The 20,545-nt window shown below is 58.9% G+C and carries 16 protein-coding genes and 1 pseudogene; 6 read left to right on the top strand and 11 right to left on the bottom strand.

Annotated elements, in window-relative coordinates:
- Positions 1-33 precede the first annotated feature (33 nt).
- Positions 34-336: pseudogene (locus JJE66_RS15140) on the top strand (integrase core domain-containing protein); the annotation flags it as partial.
- Positions 337-769: 433 nt separating this feature from the next.
- Here the strand turns inward: JJE66_RS15140 and JJE66_RS15135 are convergent.
- The 5 genes from JJE66_RS15135 to JJE66_RS15115 form a co-directional block, all read right to left on the bottom strand.
- Positions 770-1,933, bottom strand: a complete 1,164-nt coding sequence (locus JJE66_RS15135) for a glycoside hydrolase family 88 protein (RefSeq protein ID WP_200515019.1) — start codon at positions 1,931-1,933, stop codon at positions 770-772.
- Between the two features lie 54 nt (positions 1,934-1,987).
- Positions 1,988-3,310, bottom strand: a complete 1,323-nt coding sequence (locus JJE66_RS15130; protein WP_200515018.1) for an MFS transporter — start codon at positions 3,308-3,310, stop codon at positions 1,988-1,990.
- A 133-nt stretch (positions 3,311-3,443) separates the two neighbouring features.
- Positions 3,444-4,229 carry an enoyl-CoA hydratase-related protein gene (locus JJE66_RS15125; RefSeq protein WP_200515017.1) on the bottom strand — a complete coding sequence of 262 codons (786 nt, stop codon included), beginning with the start codon at positions 4,227-4,229 and terminating at the stop codon, positions 3,444-3,446.
- Between the two features lie 52 nt (positions 4,230-4,281).
- Positions 4,282-5,046 carry an enoyl-CoA hydratase/isomerase family protein gene (locus JJE66_RS15120; RefSeq protein WP_200515016.1) on the bottom strand — a complete coding sequence of 255 codons (765 nt, stop codon included), beginning with the start codon at positions 5,044-5,046 and terminating at the stop codon, positions 4,282-4,284.
- A gap of 13 nt (positions 5,047-5,059) precedes the next feature.
- Positions 5,060-6,664: a CoA-transferase gene (locus JJE66_RS15115; RefSeq protein WP_311979878.1), complete on the bottom strand. Its 1,605-nt coding sequence runs from the start codon at positions 6,662-6,664 to the stop codon at positions 5,060-5,062.
- Positions 6,665-7,186: 522 nt separating this feature from the next.
- Between JJE66_RS15115 and JJE66_RS15110 the strand changes: the two genes are divergently transcribed.
- From JJE66_RS15110 to JJE66_RS15095, 4 genes are all read left to right on the top strand, one after another.
- Complete coding sequence (locus tag JJE66_RS15110; protein ID WP_200515015.1) at positions 7,187-8,224, top strand: LacI family DNA-binding transcriptional regulator; 1,038 nt, start codon at positions 7,187-7,189, stop codon at positions 8,222-8,224.
- Positions 8,225-8,593: 369 nt separating this feature from the next.
- Positions 8,594-9,523 carry a dihydrodipicolinate synthase family protein gene (locus JJE66_RS15105; RefSeq protein ID WP_200515014.1) on the top strand — a complete coding sequence of 310 codons (930 nt, stop codon included), beginning with the start codon at positions 8,594-8,596 and terminating at the stop codon, positions 9,521-9,523.
- Positions 9,524-9,617: 94 nt separating this feature from the next.
- Positions 9,618-11,066, top strand: a complete 1,449-nt coding sequence (locus JJE66_RS15100; protein ID WP_210349677.1) for an aldehyde dehydrogenase family protein — start codon at positions 9,618-9,620, stop codon at positions 11,064-11,066.
- A 167-nt stretch (positions 11,067-11,233) separates the two neighbouring features.
- Positions 11,234-12,253, top strand: a complete 1,020-nt coding sequence (locus JJE66_RS15095) for a LacI family DNA-binding transcriptional regulator (protein WP_200515013.1) — start codon at positions 11,234-11,236, stop codon at positions 12,251-12,253.
- A 231-nt stretch (positions 12,254-12,484) separates the two neighbouring features.
- Here the strand turns inward: JJE66_RS15095 and JJE66_RS15090 are convergent, their stop codons facing one another.
- From JJE66_RS15090 to JJE66_RS15065, 6 genes are all read right to left on the bottom strand, one after another.
- Positions 12,485-13,144 (bottom strand): hypothetical protein, encoded by a 660-nt coding sequence (locus JJE66_RS15090; RefSeq protein WP_200515012.1) that lies wholly within the window; start codon positions 13,142-13,144, stop codon positions 12,485-12,487.
- A 5-nt stretch (positions 13,145-13,149) separates the two neighbouring features.
- Complete coding sequence (locus JJE66_RS15085) at positions 13,150-13,707, bottom strand: c-type cytochrome (RefSeq protein WP_200515011.1); 558 nt, start codon at positions 13,705-13,707, stop codon at positions 13,150-13,152.
- Between the two features lie 119 nt (positions 13,708-13,826).
- Positions 13,827-15,614 (bottom strand): PQQ-dependent dehydrogenase, methanol/ethanol family, encoded by a 1,788-nt coding sequence (locus JJE66_RS15080; protein ID WP_311979876.1) that lies wholly within the window; start codon positions 15,612-15,614, stop codon positions 13,827-13,829.
- A 91-nt stretch (positions 15,615-15,705) separates the two neighbouring features.
- A complete protein-coding gene (locus JJE66_RS15075; RefSeq protein ID WP_200515010.1) occupies positions 15,706-18,027 on the bottom strand; it encodes a molybdopterin cofactor-binding domain-containing protein in 2,322 nt (773 codons plus the stop codon).
- Between the two features lie 2 nt (positions 18,028-18,029).
- Positions 18,030-18,482, bottom strand: coding sequence for a (2Fe-2S)-binding protein (locus JJE66_RS15070; RefSeq protein ID WP_200515009.1), 453 nt, complete (start codon positions 18,480-18,482; stop codon positions 18,030-18,032).
- 1,007 nt (positions 18,483-19,489) lie between these two features.
- A complete protein-coding gene (locus JJE66_RS15065) occupies positions 19,490-19,822 on the bottom strand; it encodes a hypothetical protein (RefSeq protein WP_200515008.1) in 333 nt (110 codons plus the stop codon).
- A gap of 266 nt (positions 19,823-20,088) precedes the next feature.
- On the opposite strand from JJE66_RS15065, the gene JJE66_RS15060 reads away from it, so the two are divergent.
- A complete protein-coding gene (locus tag JJE66_RS15060) occupies positions 20,089-20,481 on the top strand; it encodes an avidin/streptavidin family protein (protein WP_200515007.1) in 393 nt (130 codons plus the stop codon).
- Positions 20,482-20,545: the final 64 nt, after the last annotated feature.

The following is a 20,545-nucleotide window of genomic DNA, read 5'->3' as shown; positions in this document are numbered from 1 at the left end:
ACACAATCGATGTTGCGACGACCGCTTGAATCCGCCCAATACGTCTCGATCAAATACACCGAGCGCCTGGCTGAAGCAGGCGTGGAGCCCTCTGTCGGCAGTGTAGGAGATTCCTATGACAATGCTCTCGCCGAAACCATCAACGGTCTCTACAAGGCCGAGGTGATCCATCGGCGCGGGCCATGGCGCAGCTTCGAAGCTGTCGAGTTCGCGACGCTGGAATGGGTTGACTGGTTCAACAACCGAAGGCTCCTGGAGCCCATCGGAAACATTCCGCCGGCCGAAGCCGAACAACGCTGTTACGCCATGCTGGAACAACCGGCCATGGCGGCGTAACTTAAACCAAACGGCCTCCGGCAAACCCGGGGCGGTTCATTCCGCCAGTGCTGCCTTCGCGCGCGCAAGGCTTTACTGCCAGCATCGAACGTCCCTATGATTTGCCACAGTCAGAACGTCTCCCGCGCTGGAGCATCTCATCCAGTGATCTGAGGATAAGAGCAAGCAAGGTCGTTAGGACGCCAACGGCTAGACCAGCAGCGGCCGCAATCAATCTGTTTTTTGACTTGGCCGTGACCTTGATCAATGTCAGCCTCGGCGAAAGCATGCGCGGCCCGAGGCGCTCAGAGTTGTGGGTGACAGCCGGCGCGCCGCGGATACTTCCGCCTCCCGCGGCTCCCTGTCCTCGCATCAGGGAAGCGTTCGTCGCGTCGGATGGCAAAGGCGCGGCCGAATCAGCGACTCGCTCTCGCTTTGACCTGGTTCAATGGAACTAGATGCGACCTGCCGTGACCAGGCCAGTGAGGATCATAAGAGACTCGAACAGGAAGTAGCTCCCGAATATCAGTTCTGCGTCTTGTGCTGCATCGATGTCCCGCGCCACGGCTTTTCGGGTGAAGCATCCGCCGGTGAGTATTCCAGGCGGACGCTGGTCGCCAGAGCCGATGGGCGTGAGGTATCCCGAGACCAGCTGCGTCACGGTACGTTCCGCGAAGTCTCGGTACTTGGCACCCCCGCTGGGCCGGAGTGCGGACGCAAGCCGCAAACATGCTGCCGCCGCGATAGCGGTGGCCGCAGTATCTCTGCTGGCACTCGGAATTGCTGGATCATCAAAGTCCCAGTACGCGACCAGGTCCGTGGGAACGTGGTCGATCCACCAGTCCAGCACGCGCGCGGCAAATTCGCGCCACAAGGGCTCCTCGGGACGAACCATGGCCGCATGAGCGGTATAGAGCATCGCCCAAGCCTGTGCGCGACCCCAGGTGCTAACATCGCTGTATCCCTTGTGGGTATGCGTTCTCCGCACCTTCCCCGTCTGCGGGTCGAGCGTGGATGATTGGATCACCGAGTTATCGGGTCGCACATGGATCTCCAAAACCTTCCGCATGTGCGCGTTGGCGATCTCTTCCATGCGCGAGTCACGGAGCTGGTCCGCGGCCCAGTAGAGCAGGCCCGTGGCCTGGAGGGAGTCGATGCTGCTTTCGGCTGAACCGACGGCGCTGGCCTCCTCGGCATCCTGACCGAGCGGGATCAAGCCCAGTTTCGGGTCGAACATCTGTTCAAGAGACCTGGCTGCCGTGAGCGCGGCATCGCGTGCCGCTTCGTCGGCGAAGAGGATGTTTCCAAGCGCAGCACCGTGGTAAAATCCAAAACCCTTGAATGCCGTCCGACGCTGGGCGCGAGGCAGCATCCGGGCCAGGGCAGCATGTGCGTCAGAGAGCGGGAAGCGTCCTGGATCGGCCAGATGCGCGAGCCAGAGTTCGCCGACGAAGGCGCCGCCGGTCCAATCACCGTCGGGCGTGGATGTCCATTTTCCATCCTCTGTGCTGGCCCAGTGCGGCAGACCTACTGTGACCGCGTCCCGCGTTTGCGCAATGCGCGCCAGCATGCATTCACGCGCGACGATAAAGTTGCTTGTCGACATGTTTTCTCCCAAGACAATCTCCAGGGCTCCAGGCGAAGCCTAACCCTAGTCACGAAGGATTCAATATCAGTCGCCGATGTAGACATGGCCGCGTTTCTTCGCGATGTGATAAACGATCACGCTCAGCACCGCGATCACCGATCCATAGACCGGGAACATCCAGGCCATATTCGCGTGCTGCAACCACACCAGCAAATAGGGTGAGGTCCCGCCGAACAGTGAGACCCCGAGCGCGTAACCGAAAGCGATGCCGGTCGTACGCACTGCGCGCGGCATCAGCGTGGTTGCGATGAAGTTGTAGAGAGCCATGTTGAAACCGACGATGGCGCCGCCGAACACCATGACGAAGAAGAATGTGGAAATGCTCTTCTCGGAATAGAGCAACGTCAGGAAGAAGCATCCGACGAGCAGCAGCCGCAGCAGCGTGAACGCCCGCGAGGGGCGGATCCTGTCCGCGAAAGTACCCACAAGAGGCGCTGTCACGATCCAGATCACGCCCATCAGGGTCGTGATCCCGTACACCCAGGTGCTGTTCTCCTTGAACACGCCGTTGGCCAGATTGGGCAAACCAGCATTCCAGGCGTAGTTCGCAATCTGCACCGCGCCGACGACGAGGACGACCGCGAGCAGCGAAAGTCGAACGCTCCAGAGTGTCTTCCACACATCGCCGGTGGTCTTTTGAATGCGCGACAGCTCATCGCAATGCATGACGTCCTTGATCAGGGTCTCCGGCAGCGTGCTGCGCAAATAGATCACGACCAGGCCAAACGCGCCGCCGACTGCAAAGGGCAGCCGCCAGGCCCATTCGTGCAATGTCTCGGAAGCCACCGAGGCACTTACCAAAAAGGCGACCAAACTGGATCCGAAGACACCGAGCTGGATAAACGTGCCACTGATCAGACCAAGATATCGCCCCTCCTTGCCCGGCGGTGCAAGTTCGATCGCAATGGCGTTGGCAACCCCCGCCTCGGCGCCCGTGGCGAGGCCCTGGATAATCCGGATAAGCAGCAATATCACGGCCGCCGCAGCGCCAAGATCCTTGTAACCCGGCAAGACGGCAATCAGCAGCGAACACAACGCCATCGCGGTGACCGAGATCATCATGACCCGCTTGTGGCTAATGCGATCGGCGATTGGACCGAGTATCGCTGCTCCCACCGGTCGCGCGAAGAAGCCCGCGCCGTACACCGCAAGTGCGGCGAGCAGCGACGTCGTGGGATCATCGGAGGGAAAGAAAAGCGGCGACAGAAACGACGCCATCATTCCATAGACGGTCCAGTCGTACCACTCCAAGGCTACGCCGCCGCCCAAACCTATCGTCATGCGCTTGTTGGCAACATGTCTTTCATGCGGGATGGTTGCGGTCATGGATTCAATCACAGTGGTCATTCATTTCCTCCGGTTTTCATTATGGACTTTTACTAGAGCTTGATGAAAACGTTTTCATCTCCGAACGAACGATGTTGTTCCTGCACGCGCACTACAGGTAAATCATCGAGCGATGCGAGTTCGATGTCGCGCGTCAACGTCCGGTGAACGCTGGCGGCCGCTTCTCGACGAAGGCAGCCATGCCCTCCTTTTGGTCGTCGGTGGTGAACACGTATCGGATCGCACGCCGCTCGATCGTCAAGCCGGCCGACAGTGACGTTTCGTCGGCCGCCTGGATCGCTTCCTTGGCTAACCGAGCGGCGACCGGCGCACGCTTCGAGATGACGCGCGCTATCGCGAGCGCGCGCCCGAGCACCTCGGACGCCGGCAGCATTTCTGATGCAAGTCCCGCCGCCACTGCCCGTTGCGCGCTGATCGGCTCGCCTGTCAACACCATCTGCATGGTCAGAGATTTGCCAACGATCCGCGCTAAACGCTGCGTGGCGCCATCGCCGGGCATGATTCCGATGGTGATTTCCGGTTGCGCCAGTATGCTATCTTCTGCCACCAGCAGAATGTCAGCGAGCATCGCGAGCTCAAGGCCGCCGCCCATGCACACGCCTCGAACGGCCGCAATGAGCGGCTTGGGGAAGCCGGCGATAACATCCCAAGCACCCTGCCGTGCAGGATCGCTCAGTGCATCGAAGCCGTGCTGCTGCATCTCCTTGATATCAGCACCAGCGGAGAAGGTGTCTTCACCGCCACTGAGAACGACGCATCGCACGGCCTCATCGGAACGAGCCGCTCGAAGTGCATCGGCAAGCAGACGCAACAGAGCCGCACTCAGTGCATTGCGTTGTCTTGGGCGATTGAGCCGCAGCAGGAGGATGGCTGGCTCAGGCCGCTCGACGATGATGAGGGACTCGGTGAGGTGGTTCATATCGTTCCTTTGAGCAAGACAGCTGCGAAGAGTCCTTAGCTTGTGCATGCGGCTAGACGCCGCTGCCCTTCTTCGGAAGGAAGCGTTGCATGTTTGCTCGTGCGGTCTCGTGCAGGATATCCTGGGCAAAGTAGCGGTTTGCCAGGTCATCCATGACCTCAGCTCCGGCGGCGATCGGCGTGGAGAAAAACTGTTTGGTGGTCAGCACAGCGTGCGGCGGCATCGCCGCCAGGCCCTTGGCGTAGTGGAGCGCAACTTGGCGTGCCGTTTCATTTGGATGCGACAGAATGTCAGCCAGCCCTAACCTATGAGCCTCCATGCCATCGATCGCAGTCGGACTCCAGCTTAAGGAACGGGCCACAAAGGGACCAACGCGTGCGGCTAGTGTATTGAGTCCAAAGCCCGGCAGCCAGCCAAGAGAAACCTCCGGCAAATGCCAGCGCGTTGCCGGAGCCGTTACGACTACGTCACACGACGCCGCGAGCATAAGGCCGCCGCCCAAGGCAAACCCATCGACAGCACAGACGACCGGCTTTCTGATCAGGGTAAGGGAGCGAACAAATGCGCCCAGGCGGCCGTTGAGGTTGAAGGTGCCCTCGATGTCGCCTGCAGAAAAGTCCTTGAGGTCTGCGCCGGCTGAAAAACCGGGGCCGTTTCCTGCAAGCAATATCACGTTGACGTCTTTATCGCTGGCCGCCCTGGCCACCGAATCAACCAGATCTCTCAGAATGTCCTCGCCGAGAGCGTTGCGTCGCTCTGGCCTATTCATCGTTAGAATCTCGACGTTGCCGTCGTAGTCTCTTGTGACGAACTTCATGCCGGCACCTCTCCTATGCCTGTACGGCGCCAGCGTGGAAGCGCTCTGCCAAGTTCATCGGCTCGTTCTTGAAGATCCTCGCATCCATCAGTTTCAGGTCGGGCGATACGATGACGTCGAATTCGATATTGGGCAGGACATCCTTTTCAACGGATATCCCGGGCGCAACCTCGGTCAGCATCAGACCGTTCGGCGTAAGCTCGAATACAGCGCGCTCGGTGATGAACACCACTTCTTGTTGACGTTCTTTCGCATAACTGCCGCTGAAGGTAATTTGGTTGACGTCCTTGACCCACTTCTTGACCATTCCCTCGTTGGCAATAACGAGGGAGCCGTCATTGGGCTTCGCGCTCAGACCCTCTGCGGTGAGAGTGCCCGAGAAAACGACCTTTCGGGCGCCCTGACTGATGTTGATGAAGCCACCGGGCCCTATGATCTTGGCGCCGAAGCGACTGACATTCACGTTGCCGTGTCGATCGACTTCGGCCGATGACAGGAATGCAATGTCCAGCCCGCCGCCGTCGTAGAAATCGAACTGATCCGGTTGCGGCGCGATCATGTCGTAGTTTGTGCCGGCACCGGCATCCATTCCCGGAGCGGGAATGCCGCCAATCACCCCCTGCTCCGCCGTCAGCGTGACTGAGCGATATATTCCTTCTTCAGCAGCTACGACGGCAATTCCATTCGAAATACCGTAGCCGATGTTGACGGTCGCGCCGGGCGTCAACTCAAGCGCCGCGCGCCGCGCGATGATCTTTCTCACATCCAGGGGCAACGGCTCGATCGCCCCGTCCGGCACCCTCATTTTTCCTGCATACGCCGGACTATATTCCGTCGCATAAGTCTGCCGTTGATCGGGATCGACGACGAGATAGTCGACCAGAACTCCAGGTATTCTGACTTCTCGTTGATTTAGCGTATTCGATGCAGCAACCCGCTTGACCTGAACGATGACTATACCGCCCGAGCGCCGAGCTGCGGCCGCGATCGACATGCTTTCACCGACGTATGCTTCGTCCTCGAGGGAGATATTTCCCTTTTCGTCCGCAATGCTTCCTCGCAGGATTGCGACCTGGATAGGAAAGGTCTTGTAAAGCAGATGCTCCTCTCCTTGGATGTCAACAAGCGCAACCATATCCTCCTTGCTGCGCTCACTCTGCCTGCAGCCGCTGATACGGGGATCGGCGAAGGTGTGGAGTCCGACCTTCGTGATCACACCAGGCCGCCCCGCCGCATTTTCGCGAGCGAGTTGCGCAAGGACTCCCTGGGGAATGGTGTAGGCCTCGATCTTATTGGCCAGCGCTAACTGTCCAAGCGCTGGACAATTGCTCAAGCCACTTGCCACAACGCGACGCACCAAGCCAGGAGCCGAGAGCTTGTTAAAGCCGAGACCAGTCGCGAGCCAGTCGCCAATTGGCACCGTGCCCACCACGATCAGGTTTTCAGGAGACCCCCGCTCGGAATAGACGTCGCGAAGGGCATCAATGATCGCCTCGGGAACGGCGTGGCCGGCGCTAGAACCACCGAAATAAACGCAGTCACCGTTGGATATTAGCGATGCCGCCTGCCTAGCCGAAATAATCGGCACTGCACCCGCTCGTCGTTGCTTCGCTCGCACGCTGGTCTCCTGTCGTGAATGCAGGTCACTGACACAGCCGATTTGAAATCAAAACCTCCCGTCAGGCGCGAAGAGGTTTGCGCCTGGGTTCTATGGTCCTGAACTGCAATCGCCGGCCACGACTTCCCCTTCCGAGGGGAGCCAATTCTTGAAAAGGTTTACATCGCCTTTGCGGACATTGCAAGAGGCCTCCAAAAATAATTGGAATTGTTTGGCATTGCCGCAGAGCGTCTCATTTATGGCTGGGATTGTCTCTGCATCTGCGACCGAACGAGCCTTCCAAAGAACCCATACTGGATAGAATCCTCGTTCATACAAGGGGTTAGATTGCCACCTCGTAGAACGCGAGCAGTTCGCGTCCGTCACGGCAACGGGTGCTTGCGTCGAATCGAAGCCCGCGCGAACCTAGTCCCTCTGTGCCGGCGAGGATCGTGACATGGCAGCTTTCGCATTTGGCCCCTTTCGCAATTCTACGTGTTGTGGTAACGTTTTCACACTGGCGAAGTTTGGCAGAAAAGGCCGATGGCATCAGACAAGACGGCCCGCGGAGATCGCGGCATCATCGAAGTAGCTAAGCGCGCGGGATGTTCTATCGCCACAGTTTCGCGCGTGTTGAATCGACCGGAGAGCGTCGCGGTCGATTTGAGGGGGCGTATCCTCCAGGTGGTTGAGGAACTCGACTACGTACCGAACGGATCTGCGCGCGCGCTACGATCCTCGCGCTCGCGACTGATCGGCTTGATTGTTCCGACATTGGACGCCGCGATCTTCACTCGGATGCTGGAGGGCCTGGAGAGCCGACTAGCGCCCACGGGGGCGTCGCTTGTCCACTCTGCCACGGGTTACGATCTCGACAGAGAATTTAAGGAAGTTCGTAACCTTATTGAGAAGGGCGTTGACGGCATTGTTCTCGTCGGCTCTTGCCATCGAAAAGAGACGCTGAAACTGCTGCGTGATCGCAAGGTCAGGTTTGCTGTTACCTACGCTCTCTCGGAAGATATTTCGATTCCTTGCATGGGTTTTGACAATCGGACCGGCGGGGCGTTGGCAGCAAATTATCTTGCGGACCTCGGTCACAAGAATCTTGCGGTCATTGCTGGAATAACGCGCGACAACGACCGGGCGTCTGGCCGCCTTGAAGGGTTCCTGGACACGGCTGAACGCCGTGGAATAGATCGTTCCAGCATCGTCGTTGTCGAATCGCCCTACGATTTTGGTCGCGGCCGGGCCGCAGTCAAAATGATCCTCAAGCAGAATAAGAATGTAACTGCGATATTTTGCGGGAGCGACGTACTTGCTGGCGGAGCATTACGCGGCTGCAAAGATCTTGGATTGAGCGTACCTCAAGACATATCGATGATTGGTTTTGATAATCTCGATATTGCCGAATATCTCTCTCCTGGGCTTACGACCGTTGACGTCCCGGCTCGTGTGATGGGCGAACAGGCGGCCAATTATTTTCTGGCTGATCAAGCCTCGCTGGACATTCACTCCAGGGTAGAGTTGGAAACGCGATTGATCGTTCGAGACTCAACTGCCCCTGCGAGAGGTCGGCAATGATCGAACCTCGCACATGTCGTTGCCGGAGGCTGATCTCTTCCTCAACAATCGCACTGTCCGCCGGCCATACCCAAAGGTCGAACAACAGTTGCCAAGGACCGCTTTGCGGCTCGCCATCGATGTTGATCGCGCTGCAGACCAATATTCGGAAGCCGGCCCAACATGCAACAAGGGTGCGGATCGACAATGTCAAAGTATGGACGGGTGCTTGGCAGGTACTCGGCCACCAAGGCTGAAGATCAGATTCTCTCATTCTGTTCGAGGGCTGGAATGTCCGCGAATCCGGATCGAGCCCAAGAAAATCCAACGCCGCACATCCGCTGCTCGTCACATTGCTTCTGATGTCAATTCCGAGAGGGATCCTTGCCCATGCCAATCCAAAAAAGCGTGCTCTATAGCGGCCTGTTCCCCGTTGCGCCAACGCCATTTATCGAGTCCGGAGGTATCGATCTTGAGGGGCAGCGACGTGTTTTGGATTGCATGATCGATCAGGAGGTCGACGGAATTTGCATCCTGGCCAACTATTCCGAGCAGTTCCTGTTGTCAGACGAGGAACGCAGATTGCTGGTTGATCTCTGCCTATCGCATGTGGGTGGGCGCAAGCCGGTCATGGTGACATGCAGCCATTTCAGCACGCGTATCGCGGTGGAGCGTGCGCGATATGCGACTGAACGAGGCGCAAGTCTTCTCATGTTGATGCCGCCTTACCACGGCGCAGGTCTCACGGTAGACGAGACCAGCATGATCGAGCATTTCGCTCGTGTTGCCGATGCCGCAAGAATTCCGATCATGGTTCAGGATGCGCCACTCAGTGGCGTCGTGCTCTCGGTACCCTTTCTCGTACGCCTGGCACGGGAAGTGCCGCTGGTTAGCTATTTCAAAATCGAGGTGCCGTTTGCAGCCGCGAAGCTGCGCAACTTGATCGAGGCGGGTGGCGAGGCCATCGCAGGTCCATTTGACGGAGAGGAAGCCATTACCATGATGGCAGATCTCGAAGCTGGCGCGACCGGGACAATGTCGAGCGCGCTTTGCCCCGATTTGTTGCGAGCAGTGTTCGATCATCACAAGGCAGGGCGCAGCGCGGCAGCGGTCGCAGCATATGCAAAAGTGCTGCCGTTGATCAATTACGAGAACCGTCAATGTGGCCTGCGCGCGGCCAAGAGCGTGATGAGAGAAGGCAACGTCATCAAATGTGAGGCTGTGCGGCACCCATTGGAGCAGATTCATCCGAAAACGCGAGCCGGACTGGTTGAGCTTGCGCGCGGAGTCAATCCTTTGGCTCTCTCCTGGGGGCGCTGAATAGCCCTTTCGCGAAGTGACTTAAATATTCGGTCTGCAGTGCTGCGACGCCGAGACCTTGTGCACTTACCAAAATCCAACTGAGATCTTATCCATGACGAATAATTACATCGCCGGCGAGTGGCTTCCTGCAGCGGAGGCATCCGCAAATATCAACCCATCCAACACCAATGATGTTGTCGGCGAATATGCCCGTGCATCCGCTGCCGAGACTGAGCGCGCAATTGACGCTGCTTACGAAGCTTTTCCGGCTTGGTCGCGCTCCACCATCCAGACCCGGCACGATATTCTCAAGGCCGCGGGCGATGAGATCCACGCCCGCAAGGATGAGCTCGGCCGCCTGCTCTCCCGCGAGGAGGGCAAGACCTTGCCGGAAGGCATCGGCGAGGTCACGCGCGCCGGACAGATCTTCCACTTCTTCGCCGGCGAGTGCCTTCGCACGGCGGGCGAGAAGGTGCCGTCGGTGCGGCCTTTGGTCGATGTGGAGATCACCCGCGAGCCGGTCGGCGTCGTCGGGCTCATCACCCCCTGGAACTTCCCCATCGCGATCCCGGCCTGGAAGATCGCGCCGGCGCTTGCCTGCGGCAACACGGTGGTGTTCAAGCCTGCCGAGCTCGTGCCGGGTTCGGCTCATGCGCTCTGCGAAATCATCGTCCGCGCCGGCGTGCCGACAGGTGTGTTCAACCTGGTCATGGGCCGGGGCTCCGTGGTGGGCGAGGCGATGCTGAACAGCCCCAAGGTGTCCGCTATCTCCTTCACGGGCTCGGTGCCGACAGGGCGCAAGGTCGCCGAGAGGTGCATAACCGCGGATCCGATCAAGAAAGTTCAACTCGAGATGGGCGGCAAGAACCCCATGGTGGTCCTGAACGATGCCGACCTGAAGGTGGCGGTGGAATGCGCTGTGAACAGCGCCTTCTTCTCCACAGGCCAGCGTTGCACGGCTTCGTCGCGCCTGATTGTGACGGATGGCATCCACGACCAATTCGTGGCGGCCATGCAGGAGCGGATGCAGGGGCTCGTCATTGACGATGCCTTGAAGGCCGGCACGCATATCGGTCCCGTCGTCGACCAGAGCCAACTCGACCAGGACTTGAAATATATCCAGATCGGCCAGGCCGAAGGCGCCAAGCTTGTTGCCGGCGGCGAGCTCGTCAAACGCGAGGCTCCCGGCTTCTATCTCGCGCCCGCGCTGCTTACGGAGGTGAGCAACGGGATGCGTGTGGCACGTGAGGAGATTTTCGGACCTGTAGCCACGGTGACCCGAGCGAAGAGCTATGACGAGGCGCTGGAACTCGCCAACGACACGCCATTCGGCCTGTCTTCGGGCATCTGCACCACGAGCCTGAAATACGCCAGCCATTTCAAGCGCAACTCAGAGAGCGGCATGGTGATGGTGAACCTGCCGACGGCGGGCGTGGACTACCACGTGCCATTCGGCGGCCGCAAAGGCTCCAGCTATGGTCCGCGCGAGCAGGGCCACTACGCGCAGGAGTTCTATACCACGGTCAAGACGGCCTACATCTTCGACGGCAACAGTCCTTAACCTGCAGAAGACCAGATCGAGGCAGGACGTACGCCTATTCAACCCCGGGCAAGGCTGGAATGCCAGGAGCAAGTCCGACGGGTCGGGGAATCCTTGAGATTGGTCCTTCTCTGTCTGGCCCAACTTGAGTTTGGCGATCCTGCAGAGTCAACTGCGGAGGCAGGCATTTGAGGGGACCGACGATCATAGACATTGCGCGTGAGGCGAATGTCGGCGTCGCAACCGTAGATCGCGTTCTCAACGACCGCGGCGGTGTGAGGATCGCGCTTGCCGAAAGAATCATCAAGGCCGCAAAGAAGCTAAAATATCGCGACCGGCGATCAGGACCCCACCGCGGCATCATTCGCATTGAGGTGCTTCTGGTTCAGCCGGAACTCGAGATTTTTTATGCCGACCTCAACACCACTTTCCAGCGGATTTCGGCCACCTTGGACCCAACTATTCTGGTGCACCGGACGTTCGCTCGCGAGGACGATATTGCCGCCGTCGCCCGACATATTGCAAAGCCTCCCCTTCGCCGGTCTGGTCTCATCGTTCTGGCTCCAGACCATCCCAAGATTGCCGAGAGCATCCGCCAAGTCCGCATGTCGGGCGTGGAAGTCGTACAGATGCTTACGGGAAGTGCAGGCGATGACGTGCCCTATATCGGCATCGACAACTACGCCGCGGGAAGAACTGCGGCCTACTATATGTCGCGGATGCTGCAGGGACGTCGCGGCACTTTGCTCGCCATGTGCCACAGCGGAGCCTATCGGGCGCATCGGGAGCGCATACGCGGCTTCTCCGATTATCTGACCCAGCACACGAACAGTGATCACAGTTTCGACCTCGTCATTTTTGGACATGACGACAATTTGCTTTCAGCAGAGAGGCTGACGGACGCTTTGCGTGACGACGATCGCGTTATCGGGTTGTACACTGTCGGCGCTGGACGAGAGGGAATCGCGTCGGTCTTGAAGGCTCATCCGGTCAAGATATTCTGGATCGGACACGCGCTTACTCAAACCACAGCAAAATGTCTCCGTTCCGGCTTGATGGACATCTGCATCGACGGGGCGCAGGAGGCCCATGCGCGCCGATCGCTTGATACGGTGCTTCGCCGTCTCGGGCTGATCGAGGTGGATGTGAGCAGCGCCCCTGTCCAGTTTCTCACCATCACCGCGCAGAATCTTTCGTGCAGCATCTGAGCGGACTGCGGTCGGCGCCGCCTTAAAAGCAGAGGCGTCGTGGCGAGCTCCGAATCAAATGGGATCAACGATGTGAAGTGGCCGCGGTGCAAAACCGTGCCGGACGCCTCGCTCGTCAGACGCACCACGGCGTCGCCGACGGCGACCGGGCAAGCGCCGCGCGCAAGCGCTTGGTCGGGCACATCATGCCGCCGCCGTGCCGCGCGAGACGATCGATTCGGTCCATGCCCTTCAATCAGCGTTCGGCCGTGTCGGCCGGATGAGGAGGTGTGTCGCGTTGACAAAGTCCGAGAGAGCCTGGTCGGCGCGACGATAGATTTCCCGATCCAGGACCAGGTGACGCTGCTCTGAGTGCTTCTCGCAGTGCTCCTTGATAAAGACACCGCCAACCGGCGTTTCTCCGTCATGGTCCTCCGCCTCACGGCACGTCCACCCCGTCTCGCCGTACCGCGCTTTCACAATGAGCGCCAACAGAAAGGCCTTCTTGCGCCAGAAGGGGCGTGCGTTCGGATCTGTGTCGATCCGAATACCTTGCAACGCGCCACTCTTGTCGACGAGCCCCCTCACGAGCACGGGATGGCCGCCGAGCTTCGTCCCCTCATACTTGTCGTTCACGGCCGCCAGAGGATTCACCTCGTCGTTGAACCGAAACGAGATAACGTGCAAACCCATTTCATTCGGTGGGCATGTCCGAAAGTCCTTCCAGCCCGCCAGCCTGATGTCCTGATTATCGGCACAAGCAAGATTGATATACTCTTCCGGAGGGATGTTGGCGACCGACATCCCAAGACTGAGGTCGCGCAAGTCGGCGGCTTGGCGCGCGTTGGCATCCCCGCAAGGAACCACGAGGAGCAGAAGCCGTAGCGCCCAGAGCAATCGTCGATGACTCATTGCCTCTATTCCGTACCAGTTGCTCGGGAGTGGGCGGAGATGTTCTTGTAGACTTCACAGGCCCTCGCGCCCTCTCCAAAGAAGTCAGCGCAGTCCTGATAGCTCGCCGGCCCCTTGCCTTTGATGTGCTGCAGAACATAATCGACGACCGTCTCGATTTCCTTGGGTCGTAGAAATGTAGCCGCATCCAAAGGCAGGTCTTTGCCCAAATCCTGAGCCGTGACTCCGGAATAGCATCGGTAGTCCTTGTAGGCGTCGCGATCAAAATGCGGCATCCCCGTTCCCGGCCGCCCGCAATGGACGACTTCAACAAGTTGATCGCGGGTGAGCTGTGTGGCTCGCAACGAGAGCGCCGCGCCGCCATAGCCGCCGCCGCCATCGCCGTGCCATTTGTGGCAGCCGACGCAATTTGCCTTTTCGTAGATGCGTTGCCCTTCATCAAGCGCGCGATGCGCGCCGTTGATAACCTGCCCCTGTATGGGCGTGCCACCTTCGCCCCGAGCGACATCTCGTATCGCGAGAAGAGCCAAGCCACCACTCAGGATCAAGCTAACGACGCTCATGCGTACCGTCCTGTTAGCCCGTCGGTTCGGGCGCCCAAGTTTCAGTTCCATTGTTTCCTCTTGAACTCTTTTGACGAAGTGGGACAAGCGCAGTCTCGCCCCACTATCCGCAAAACGGATCACAGACCGAAAACATACAGCATGGAACCCGGGGCGATTTTCTCCAGGCCTTTAGTGGAATCGAGATTCCACTTGTCCCAGGCGCCGCCCAGTCCCACGAGGATCGCAATGTATTGCTTTCCGTCCACCGAGAACGTCATGGGGGGAGCGTTGATGCCGGCACCCGTATTGAATTCCCATACCTTGTTGAGCGTCTTGGCATCGAGAGCGTAGAGCTCTCCGGATGGCTGGCCAGCGAACACCAACTCGGGCGTTGCAAGCAGCCCACCCAGCATCGGGTAGGTGGTCTCATGCTTGCCAGTGACCTTACCAGTGGTGATATCAATGGCGGTGACGCTTCCTGTTATCGCCAGCTTCACGACTGGACCGCCGCCTGTGAAGAATTCGCGCGCCTTCCAATCGGAAGGTTTCGTCTCCTTGTTATCCAACTCGTCACAGCTCTCGATGACGGGGATGTACCAGGTCTTCAGGTCCGGATTGTACGCGGTAGGCGGCCAGTTCTTGCCGCCATTATGTCCCGGACAAACGGTGACATGCGAGTTCTTCCGGTTCAGCGTCACCTGCGGATCATAGGTCTGCACCGACTTGGCGGGATCATACTCGATCGGCTTTCCGGTCTCGGGATTGATGCCCCTGGTCCATGTCACCTTCTTGACGAAAGGGGTTGCCCACAGGAAAGAGCCGTCGGTGCGGTCGAGCGCGTAGCCGAAGCCGTTGCGATCAGCTTCAAGGACGATCTTGCGCTGGCTTCCCTTGAACGGGACGTCGACCAGCACTCTCTCCGCAACACTGTCATAGTCGAAGGGATCATTCGGTGTGTGCTGAAAGTGCCATTTGATTGTCCCGCTATCCGGATCCAACGCAAGGGTACTATCTGTGTAAAGGTTGTCGCCCGGACGATATTCCGTATCAAAATCCGGCCCAGGATTTCCGACACCCCAATAGAGCAAGTTGGCTTGGGGGTCGTACGATCCGGTCACCCAGGTAGATCCCCCACCGGTCTTCCACGAATCGCGATCATCCTTCCAGGTCTCGTTGCCTGGCTCGCCCGTGCCCGGAATCGTAAAGGTTCGCCAAGCTTCCTTTTGAGACTTCAAGTCGGTGGCAGCAATCCAGCCGCGGATGCCATACTCGGCCCCGGCTACTCCAGTAATAGCCATGTTCTTGACGATCAACGGCGCGCCGGTGATGACTTCGCCCTTGTCGGGATCGGCCACCTTGCGCTCCCAGGCGACTTTGCCATCGTCCTTATTGGTCGCAACCAAGCGCCCATCGAGGGTATGTGAGATCACAAGATTCTCCCATAGCGCTGCGCCTCGATTGTTAACACCGCAACAAGCAACGGCACCGGCCCAGTCGTGATCGGTCCTGGGATCCATTTTCCAGACCAGTTTTCCGTTGCCGCCGTGGAGATCGATCTTGTAGACAGATCCCCACCCGTCGGTGACATACATGAATCCGTTCTCGACAATCGGGGTGCCTTCGAGACCGCCATGGCTCCAAATGCCGCCCCCCTCGATACCGCCCAGCGCCATCGTCCAGGCGACGTGTAGCCCCTTGACCGTGCTGCGATTGATCTGGTTCAGCGGAGAGTAGCGCTGGGCCGTGTAGTCGCGGTGATGATGCAGCCAGTTGCTCGTTTCCTGGGTCGCATTGACAAGCCGCTTTTCGGTCGTTTCGTCAGAGGCAACCGCCGCACTCCCGATGGCGCCCGCCATGAGGCCGACCCCGGCGATCGCGCTGACGGCCGGCCAAAAACCCGCTTTTGCCTTGCTTACCTTGGACACTTTTTTCACTCCTCCAGTAGCCGATTTTTTATGGTGATTGCGTGCGAGCTCAGTCGCGGTTCGAGGCGATCAAGTATTGAAGCCTGGTCGTCTAGACGCGAACTTGATCGCCTGCTGGAAGCGAACGGATTCGCTTGCCGGTCGCGGCGAAGATCGCGTTGCAAAGCGCCGGCAGAAAAGGCGGCACTCCCGGCTCTCCGACACCCCCCGCCGGCACCTCGGAGCCGTTCGGAACGATGTGGACGCGCACATTTATCGGTGCATTGTCGATGCGAGCCACCGGATAGCTGTCAAAATTACTCTGCTCGGCGCTGCCATTCTTGAAGGAAATCTCGCCGATGAAATTGCTGAGTCCCATGACGGCTGCCCCCTCGATCTGGGAACGAATCCGCTCGGGGTTGACAGCAAAACCGCAGTCGATCGCAGTCTCGACGCGCGGTATGGTTAGCTTTCCTCGCGAGTCCACGCCGACTTCGACGACCGTTGCGACGTAGGACAGGAAGCTGCGGTGTGCCGCAATTCCGAGCCCGCCCCCCTTCGGCAGCGATCTCCCCCAGCTTGCACGCGAGGCCGCCAGATTGATGACGTTCGCGAAACGTCCGGTGTCGATCGGATGCGTCGAATACGGATCACCATAATTCCAGAGCGGATCTGTCAGCCCCAGTTTCTCGAGCTCAAGCTTTCGGGGTGGCCCAATGATTTCAAGCAGGACGTCTTTGGGATCCTTGCCCAGCTCGCGCGCGATCTCTGCAATGAAGGACTGTACGGCGAACGCGTGAGGTATGTTGTTGACCGACCGGAACCAGCCAATCCGCGTCAGGGCCGTCGCTTCGCCGGTCTCAAAGCGCACGTTGGGAATGTCCAGTGCGAGATCTGCAAGTCCCAATCCCAGTTCTATCGCCTGCTCGCGCTTTGGATCAGGCTTGAAATTCGCAAACAAGGTTGGCGCGACCGAGCGATGCCGCCATGCGATCAATTTTCCAGACGCGTCAACGCCGGCGTCCAGACGCGAATAGGTGACGGTATGATAGAAGCCATGATGGAGGTCGTCCTCTCGCGTCCAAGCGAGTTTGACTGGCGCACCATCAAGTGCCTTCGAGAGCAGTACGGCTTCCTGCGCGAAGTCAGATTGACACTTTCGACCAAAACCGCCGCCGAGAAGAGTGATGTTCACCTTCACCTTGTCAATCGGCAACTCAAGAAGCTTGGCGAACGCTTCGCGCGCGCCGAACGGATACTGCAAGGGAGCCCACACCTCGCATTCGCCGTTGCGAATGACTGCAGTCGCAACCGGCGGCTCCATTGATGCTTGAGCAAGGTGCGGCACATAATATTCGGCCGATACAATTTTGGATGCGCCGGCGAACGCCTTGTCGAAGTCTCCCTGAGTGCGCTCGACGTGACCCGGCCTATTCGCGACTTCAGCCATCTGCCGTCGATACGCCGCGGAGTCGTAGGCGCTATTCTCACCGTCTTCCCAGTTGAGCTGCAGGGCTTCTCGACCCTTTATGGCCGCCCACGTATTCGTCGCCACCACCGCGATCCCACCCAGCGGCGAGAACGCGGCAGGTGGCACCCAATCGACCTTGAGTTCCAACACCCTTTCGACGCCAGGAACTTTGAGAGCCTCGGTTGGGTCGAAGGATTTTATCCTCCCACCGACAACGGGAGGACGCGCGATCACGGCGTATTTCATGCCCGGCAATCGCACATCGTATCCGTATTGCGCCTGTCCGACCGTAATATCGAACAAGTCGTAGATCGGGACGTTGCCGTGGCCCATATACCGAAACGCATTGTCGGGCTTGAACTTCAGGGATTCCACCTGCGGGGTGGGCAAGTCCATGGCCGCTTTCGCGAGCTCACCGTACCCGAGCTTGCGTCCGGTCGGCTTATGCATCACTTCGTGATTGCTGGCTTGAACTTCCGATAAGGAAACGCCCCACTGTTTGGCCGCCGCTTGCTCCAGCATCTGGCGCATCGCCGCGCCGACTTGTCTCATCGGCTGAAAGAAATGACGCATGCTACGGGAGCCATCCGTGTCTTGATTGCCGTATCGCGGCTCGTCGGCGAGCGCCTGAATGATGCGAACCTTGGACCAATCGGCCTCTAGTTCGTCTGCCACCACCATCGGAAGAGAGGTGCGAATTCCCGTACCCATCTCGGAACGGTGGGCGGTAATCGAAATGATGCCCGACGAGTCAATCGATACGAACACGTGTGGATCGTTGACGGTCCCATGCGGCATCTGCGCGCCACCGGTCTCGTACGCCAGGCCGGCCCGCAAGCCGGAAATCTCGGCAGCTACGGCAAACGCCGTAACAGCTGCCGTCGAGCGAAGGAATTGACGTCGGCTAACGTTCTCAAGTCTCACGCCGGGGTTGGACGAAGTTGACGGTGCATGATCGCTCATCGTTAGACCTCCCTTGACGCCCTGCGAACCGCAGACTGGATCCGCTGGTAGCAACCGCAGCGGCAAATATTCCCTGCCATCGCATCGCTGATCTGCTGATCGGAAGGGTTCTTCATCTCGGCAAGGAGCGCCGCGGCCTGCATGATTTGTCCGGCCTGGCAGTAGCCGCATTGTGGAACACGCTCCTCGCGCCACGCGCGCTGAACGGGATGGTTGCCGTCCGCGTCCAAGCCTTCGATTGTGGTGACTGATTTGGCGACGTCGCCTACGGCCGTGATGCACGACCGAACCGCGTCACTGCCGACGTGCACCGTGCAGGCACCGCACTGGGCAATTCCGCACCCGTATTTCGTACCCGTCAGACCAATCACATCCCGAAGGACCCACAGCAGTGGCGTCTCAGGCGGCACCTCGACAGTGTAGGATCTCTTATTTATCGTAAGCTCAATACGCATTTCCGACGTCCTCCAGCTCTCCAGCCTTGCCGTTTGCGAGCCAAGCGATAGACGATTGGGGCAGCGGCACGTGGGCAGACGCGCGCAGCACTCCCGAGCTCCAAGACGGGCGGTCTCGCAGCTGTCGGCAGCAATCAATCGGGTTCAATAAGGAGCGGGACTCGCCGCTTGGACATTTATCAGCCCCGCACGTAATTCCGTGCCTGTCGTTCGCCCTCCCATTCTCGTCTTCAGTTCTTCCGAAGATCGAAATCGCAAGCTTCAGTGATAGCGGAGCCAATGGTTGCAATCCCGTTCCGCATTGATCGAAATCCATCAAACAGCTAGCGATTCAAGCGCGATAGAAGTTCGTCGCAGCGGCCGCATTGGGTTCCGAGGCGAGCCGCGTGCGATCTCCGCGTACCCACGCCGCAGGCAAACGCCACCGGTGCCAGCAGATCCCCTCCAAAGAGAAATGCGCGCAATAGCGCGGGCACGGCGATCGTCACCCGAAGGGCCGAGACGCCGGAGGCGGCTCGGGGCGCGAAGCGCCCAGAGCCCGTTTCCGCCGGAGCGTAGCGCAGGCGGATGCCCCCGGATGATTGTCACGAGTCCCAGGATCGCTTGCTGCTGATAGAATGGTGAGATGGATCACGGGAAGATAAACGCCGAGCCGATTGTGCTGCGCGAGCTCATGAGCTTCGTGGACCCGGCAGGTCGGCGCGGATTGCGATTGCCTATCCGGGCTTCAGGGAAGCAAGGTACGATCGAGCGGCAGATGCCGCGCGTGCAACGGCTCCACCAGCCGGCGCATTGTGGACGGGCAGCCTGTTATCACTTGGGCGGGTGTCGAAAGACCATAGCCTGCTTGCGGAGCTCCGTTTGCCCCTATTGAGATTTCATTTGGCGCTTCAATCGAGCACGCTTCCGAGCGGGCCACTCTCCGGCGCGTCTATGAATTTCTGGCGGCGCAGGGTATCCCGTCATCCTTGCAAACGTGACTCTTGGCGAACGGCAGGTCGATCTCCTCATCGGCATAGACCGTGCTGAAGTTCGCGCCGGGTGTGAAGAAGCTCGCTGCGTTCCTTGTATTTCTCCCAGTTTTCATCGCTATCGTCGGTCTGCGGCTGGACCGTTTTCACCTCGGCGCGGCCGTCTTGCCCAACATCGAGCCTGAGGAGGGAATCCATACGTCCTTCGATGCCGGGCTCCCGTGGTTCGTATTCGCGCTTAACGATCGTCGGCCCTTGATGAGAATGCCTGCGACCGTCAATTCGCTTACCCGCTTGGTGATAGGCAGGACGCGCTTCGGCGATGGCTTCGCCCGCCGGGCCGCAACGGCGTCTTGAAATGGGGCCCATAGGCGCGAACTCCCCTCGATCCGCGCATTCGGCCTCACCTCAAAATAGCCGAGCATCGGCTCGGCGCTCGGCCACCCGGGCGAGCCGTAGCAGGATTACAGGCGGCGCGGGCTTGACGACTTCGCCGCGATCCAGCGCGATTTCGCCCATAAGCGCTGCATTTCATTGCCGAACGCGAAATAAGAGGAGCGAACGGAGCCTGGAGATGTACCAAAATACCTAATCCAAGTTGCGAATTTTAACCGGACTGTTTTGGGGGCATCAATATGAAGAGATTACTGGGATTCTTGCTGTTCGCTCAGTTCTTGTTTCTTTCCGCCGAGGCCATGGCGCAGGGGCTTCCTGCTCCCTCATATTGGAAGAATGAACGGGGTTCAGAACTGTTCATTTGGTCCGCCAATAGCGGGGCAATACACGGGACTTTCACAAACCATGCTCAAGGATTTGCGTGCCAGGGCATCCCTTATCCTGCATCGGGAGCTGTTAGTCCAACCGGCTTGTATTTTGTTGTTACTTTTGCCCAGTGCAATTCCTTCACCCGCTGGGTTGGAAAAACTAACGGGTCTCAAATGCCAACGTCATGGACGCTGTTCTACGTTGATAAGACCGGTAAGCCTGGCAAGTTGAAGGGCGCTGATAAATTCACGCGCGTATGGTAGAACAACGTTAGAAGGCATCTCCCCAGATTCCAAAGGACAGTTGCGTCCAAATTGCGGAGGATCC

The sequence above is a fragment of the Bradyrhizobium diazoefficiens genome, assembly GCF_016612535.1.
Lineage (GTDB): Bacteria > Pseudomonadota > Alphaproteobacteria > Rhizobiales > Xanthobacteraceae > Bradyrhizobium > Bradyrhizobium diazoefficiens_C.
The sequence above is the reverse complement of the archived record's forward strand: the minus strand, read 5'-3'. Positions and strand labels throughout refer to the sequence as shown.

Excerpts from the sequence above, each read along its gene's own strand:
- JJE66_RS15130 (WP_200515018.1), bottom strand. The coding sequence starts at position 3,310 with ATGACCACTGTGATTGAATCCATGACCGCAACCATCCCGCATGAAAGA.
- JJE66_RS15085 (WP_200515011.1), bottom strand. The coding sequence starts at position 13,707 with ATGAGCGTCGTTAGCTTGATCCTGAGTGGTGGCTTGGCTCTTCTCGCG.
- JJE66_RS15060 (WP_200515007.1), top strand. The coding sequence starts at position 20,089 with ATGAAGAGATTACTGGGATTCTTGCTGTTCGCTCAGTTCTTGTTTCTT.
- JJE66_RS15120 (WP_200515016.1), bottom strand. The coding sequence starts at position 5,046 with ATGAAGTTCGTCACAAGAGACTACGACGGCAACGTCGAGATTCTAACG.
- JJE66_RS15110 (WP_200515015.1), top strand. The coding sequence starts at position 7,187 with ATGGCATCAGACAAGACGGCCCGCGGAGATCGCGGCATCATCGAAGTA.
- JJE66_RS15125 (WP_200515017.1), bottom strand. The coding sequence starts at position 4,229 with ATGAACCACCTCACCGAGTCCCTCATCATCGTCGAGCGGCCTGAGCCA.
- JJE66_RS15070 (WP_200515009.1), bottom strand. The coding sequence starts at position 18,482 with ATGCGTATTGAGCTTACGATAAATAAGAGATCCTACACTGTCGAGGTG.
- JJE66_RS15075 (WP_200515010.1), bottom strand. The coding sequence starts at position 18,027 with ATGAGCGATCATGCACCGTCAACTTCGTCCAACCCCGGCGTGAGACTT.
- JJE66_RS15100 (WP_210349677.1), top strand. The coding sequence starts at position 9,618 with ATGACGAATAATTACATCGCCGGCGAGTGGCTTCCTGCAGCGGAGGCA.
- JJE66_RS15065 (WP_200515008.1), bottom strand. The coding sequence starts at position 19,822 with ATGGGCCCCATTTCAAGACGCCGTTGCGGCCCGGCGGGCGAAGCCATC.
- JJE66_RS15090 (WP_200515012.1), bottom strand. The coding sequence starts at position 13,144 with ATGAGTCATCGACGATTGCTCTGGGCGCTACGGCTTCTGCTCCTCGTG.
- JJE66_RS15105 (WP_200515014.1), top strand. The coding sequence starts at position 8,594 with ATGCCAATCCAAAAAAGCGTGCTCTATAGCGGCCTGTTCCCCGTTGCG.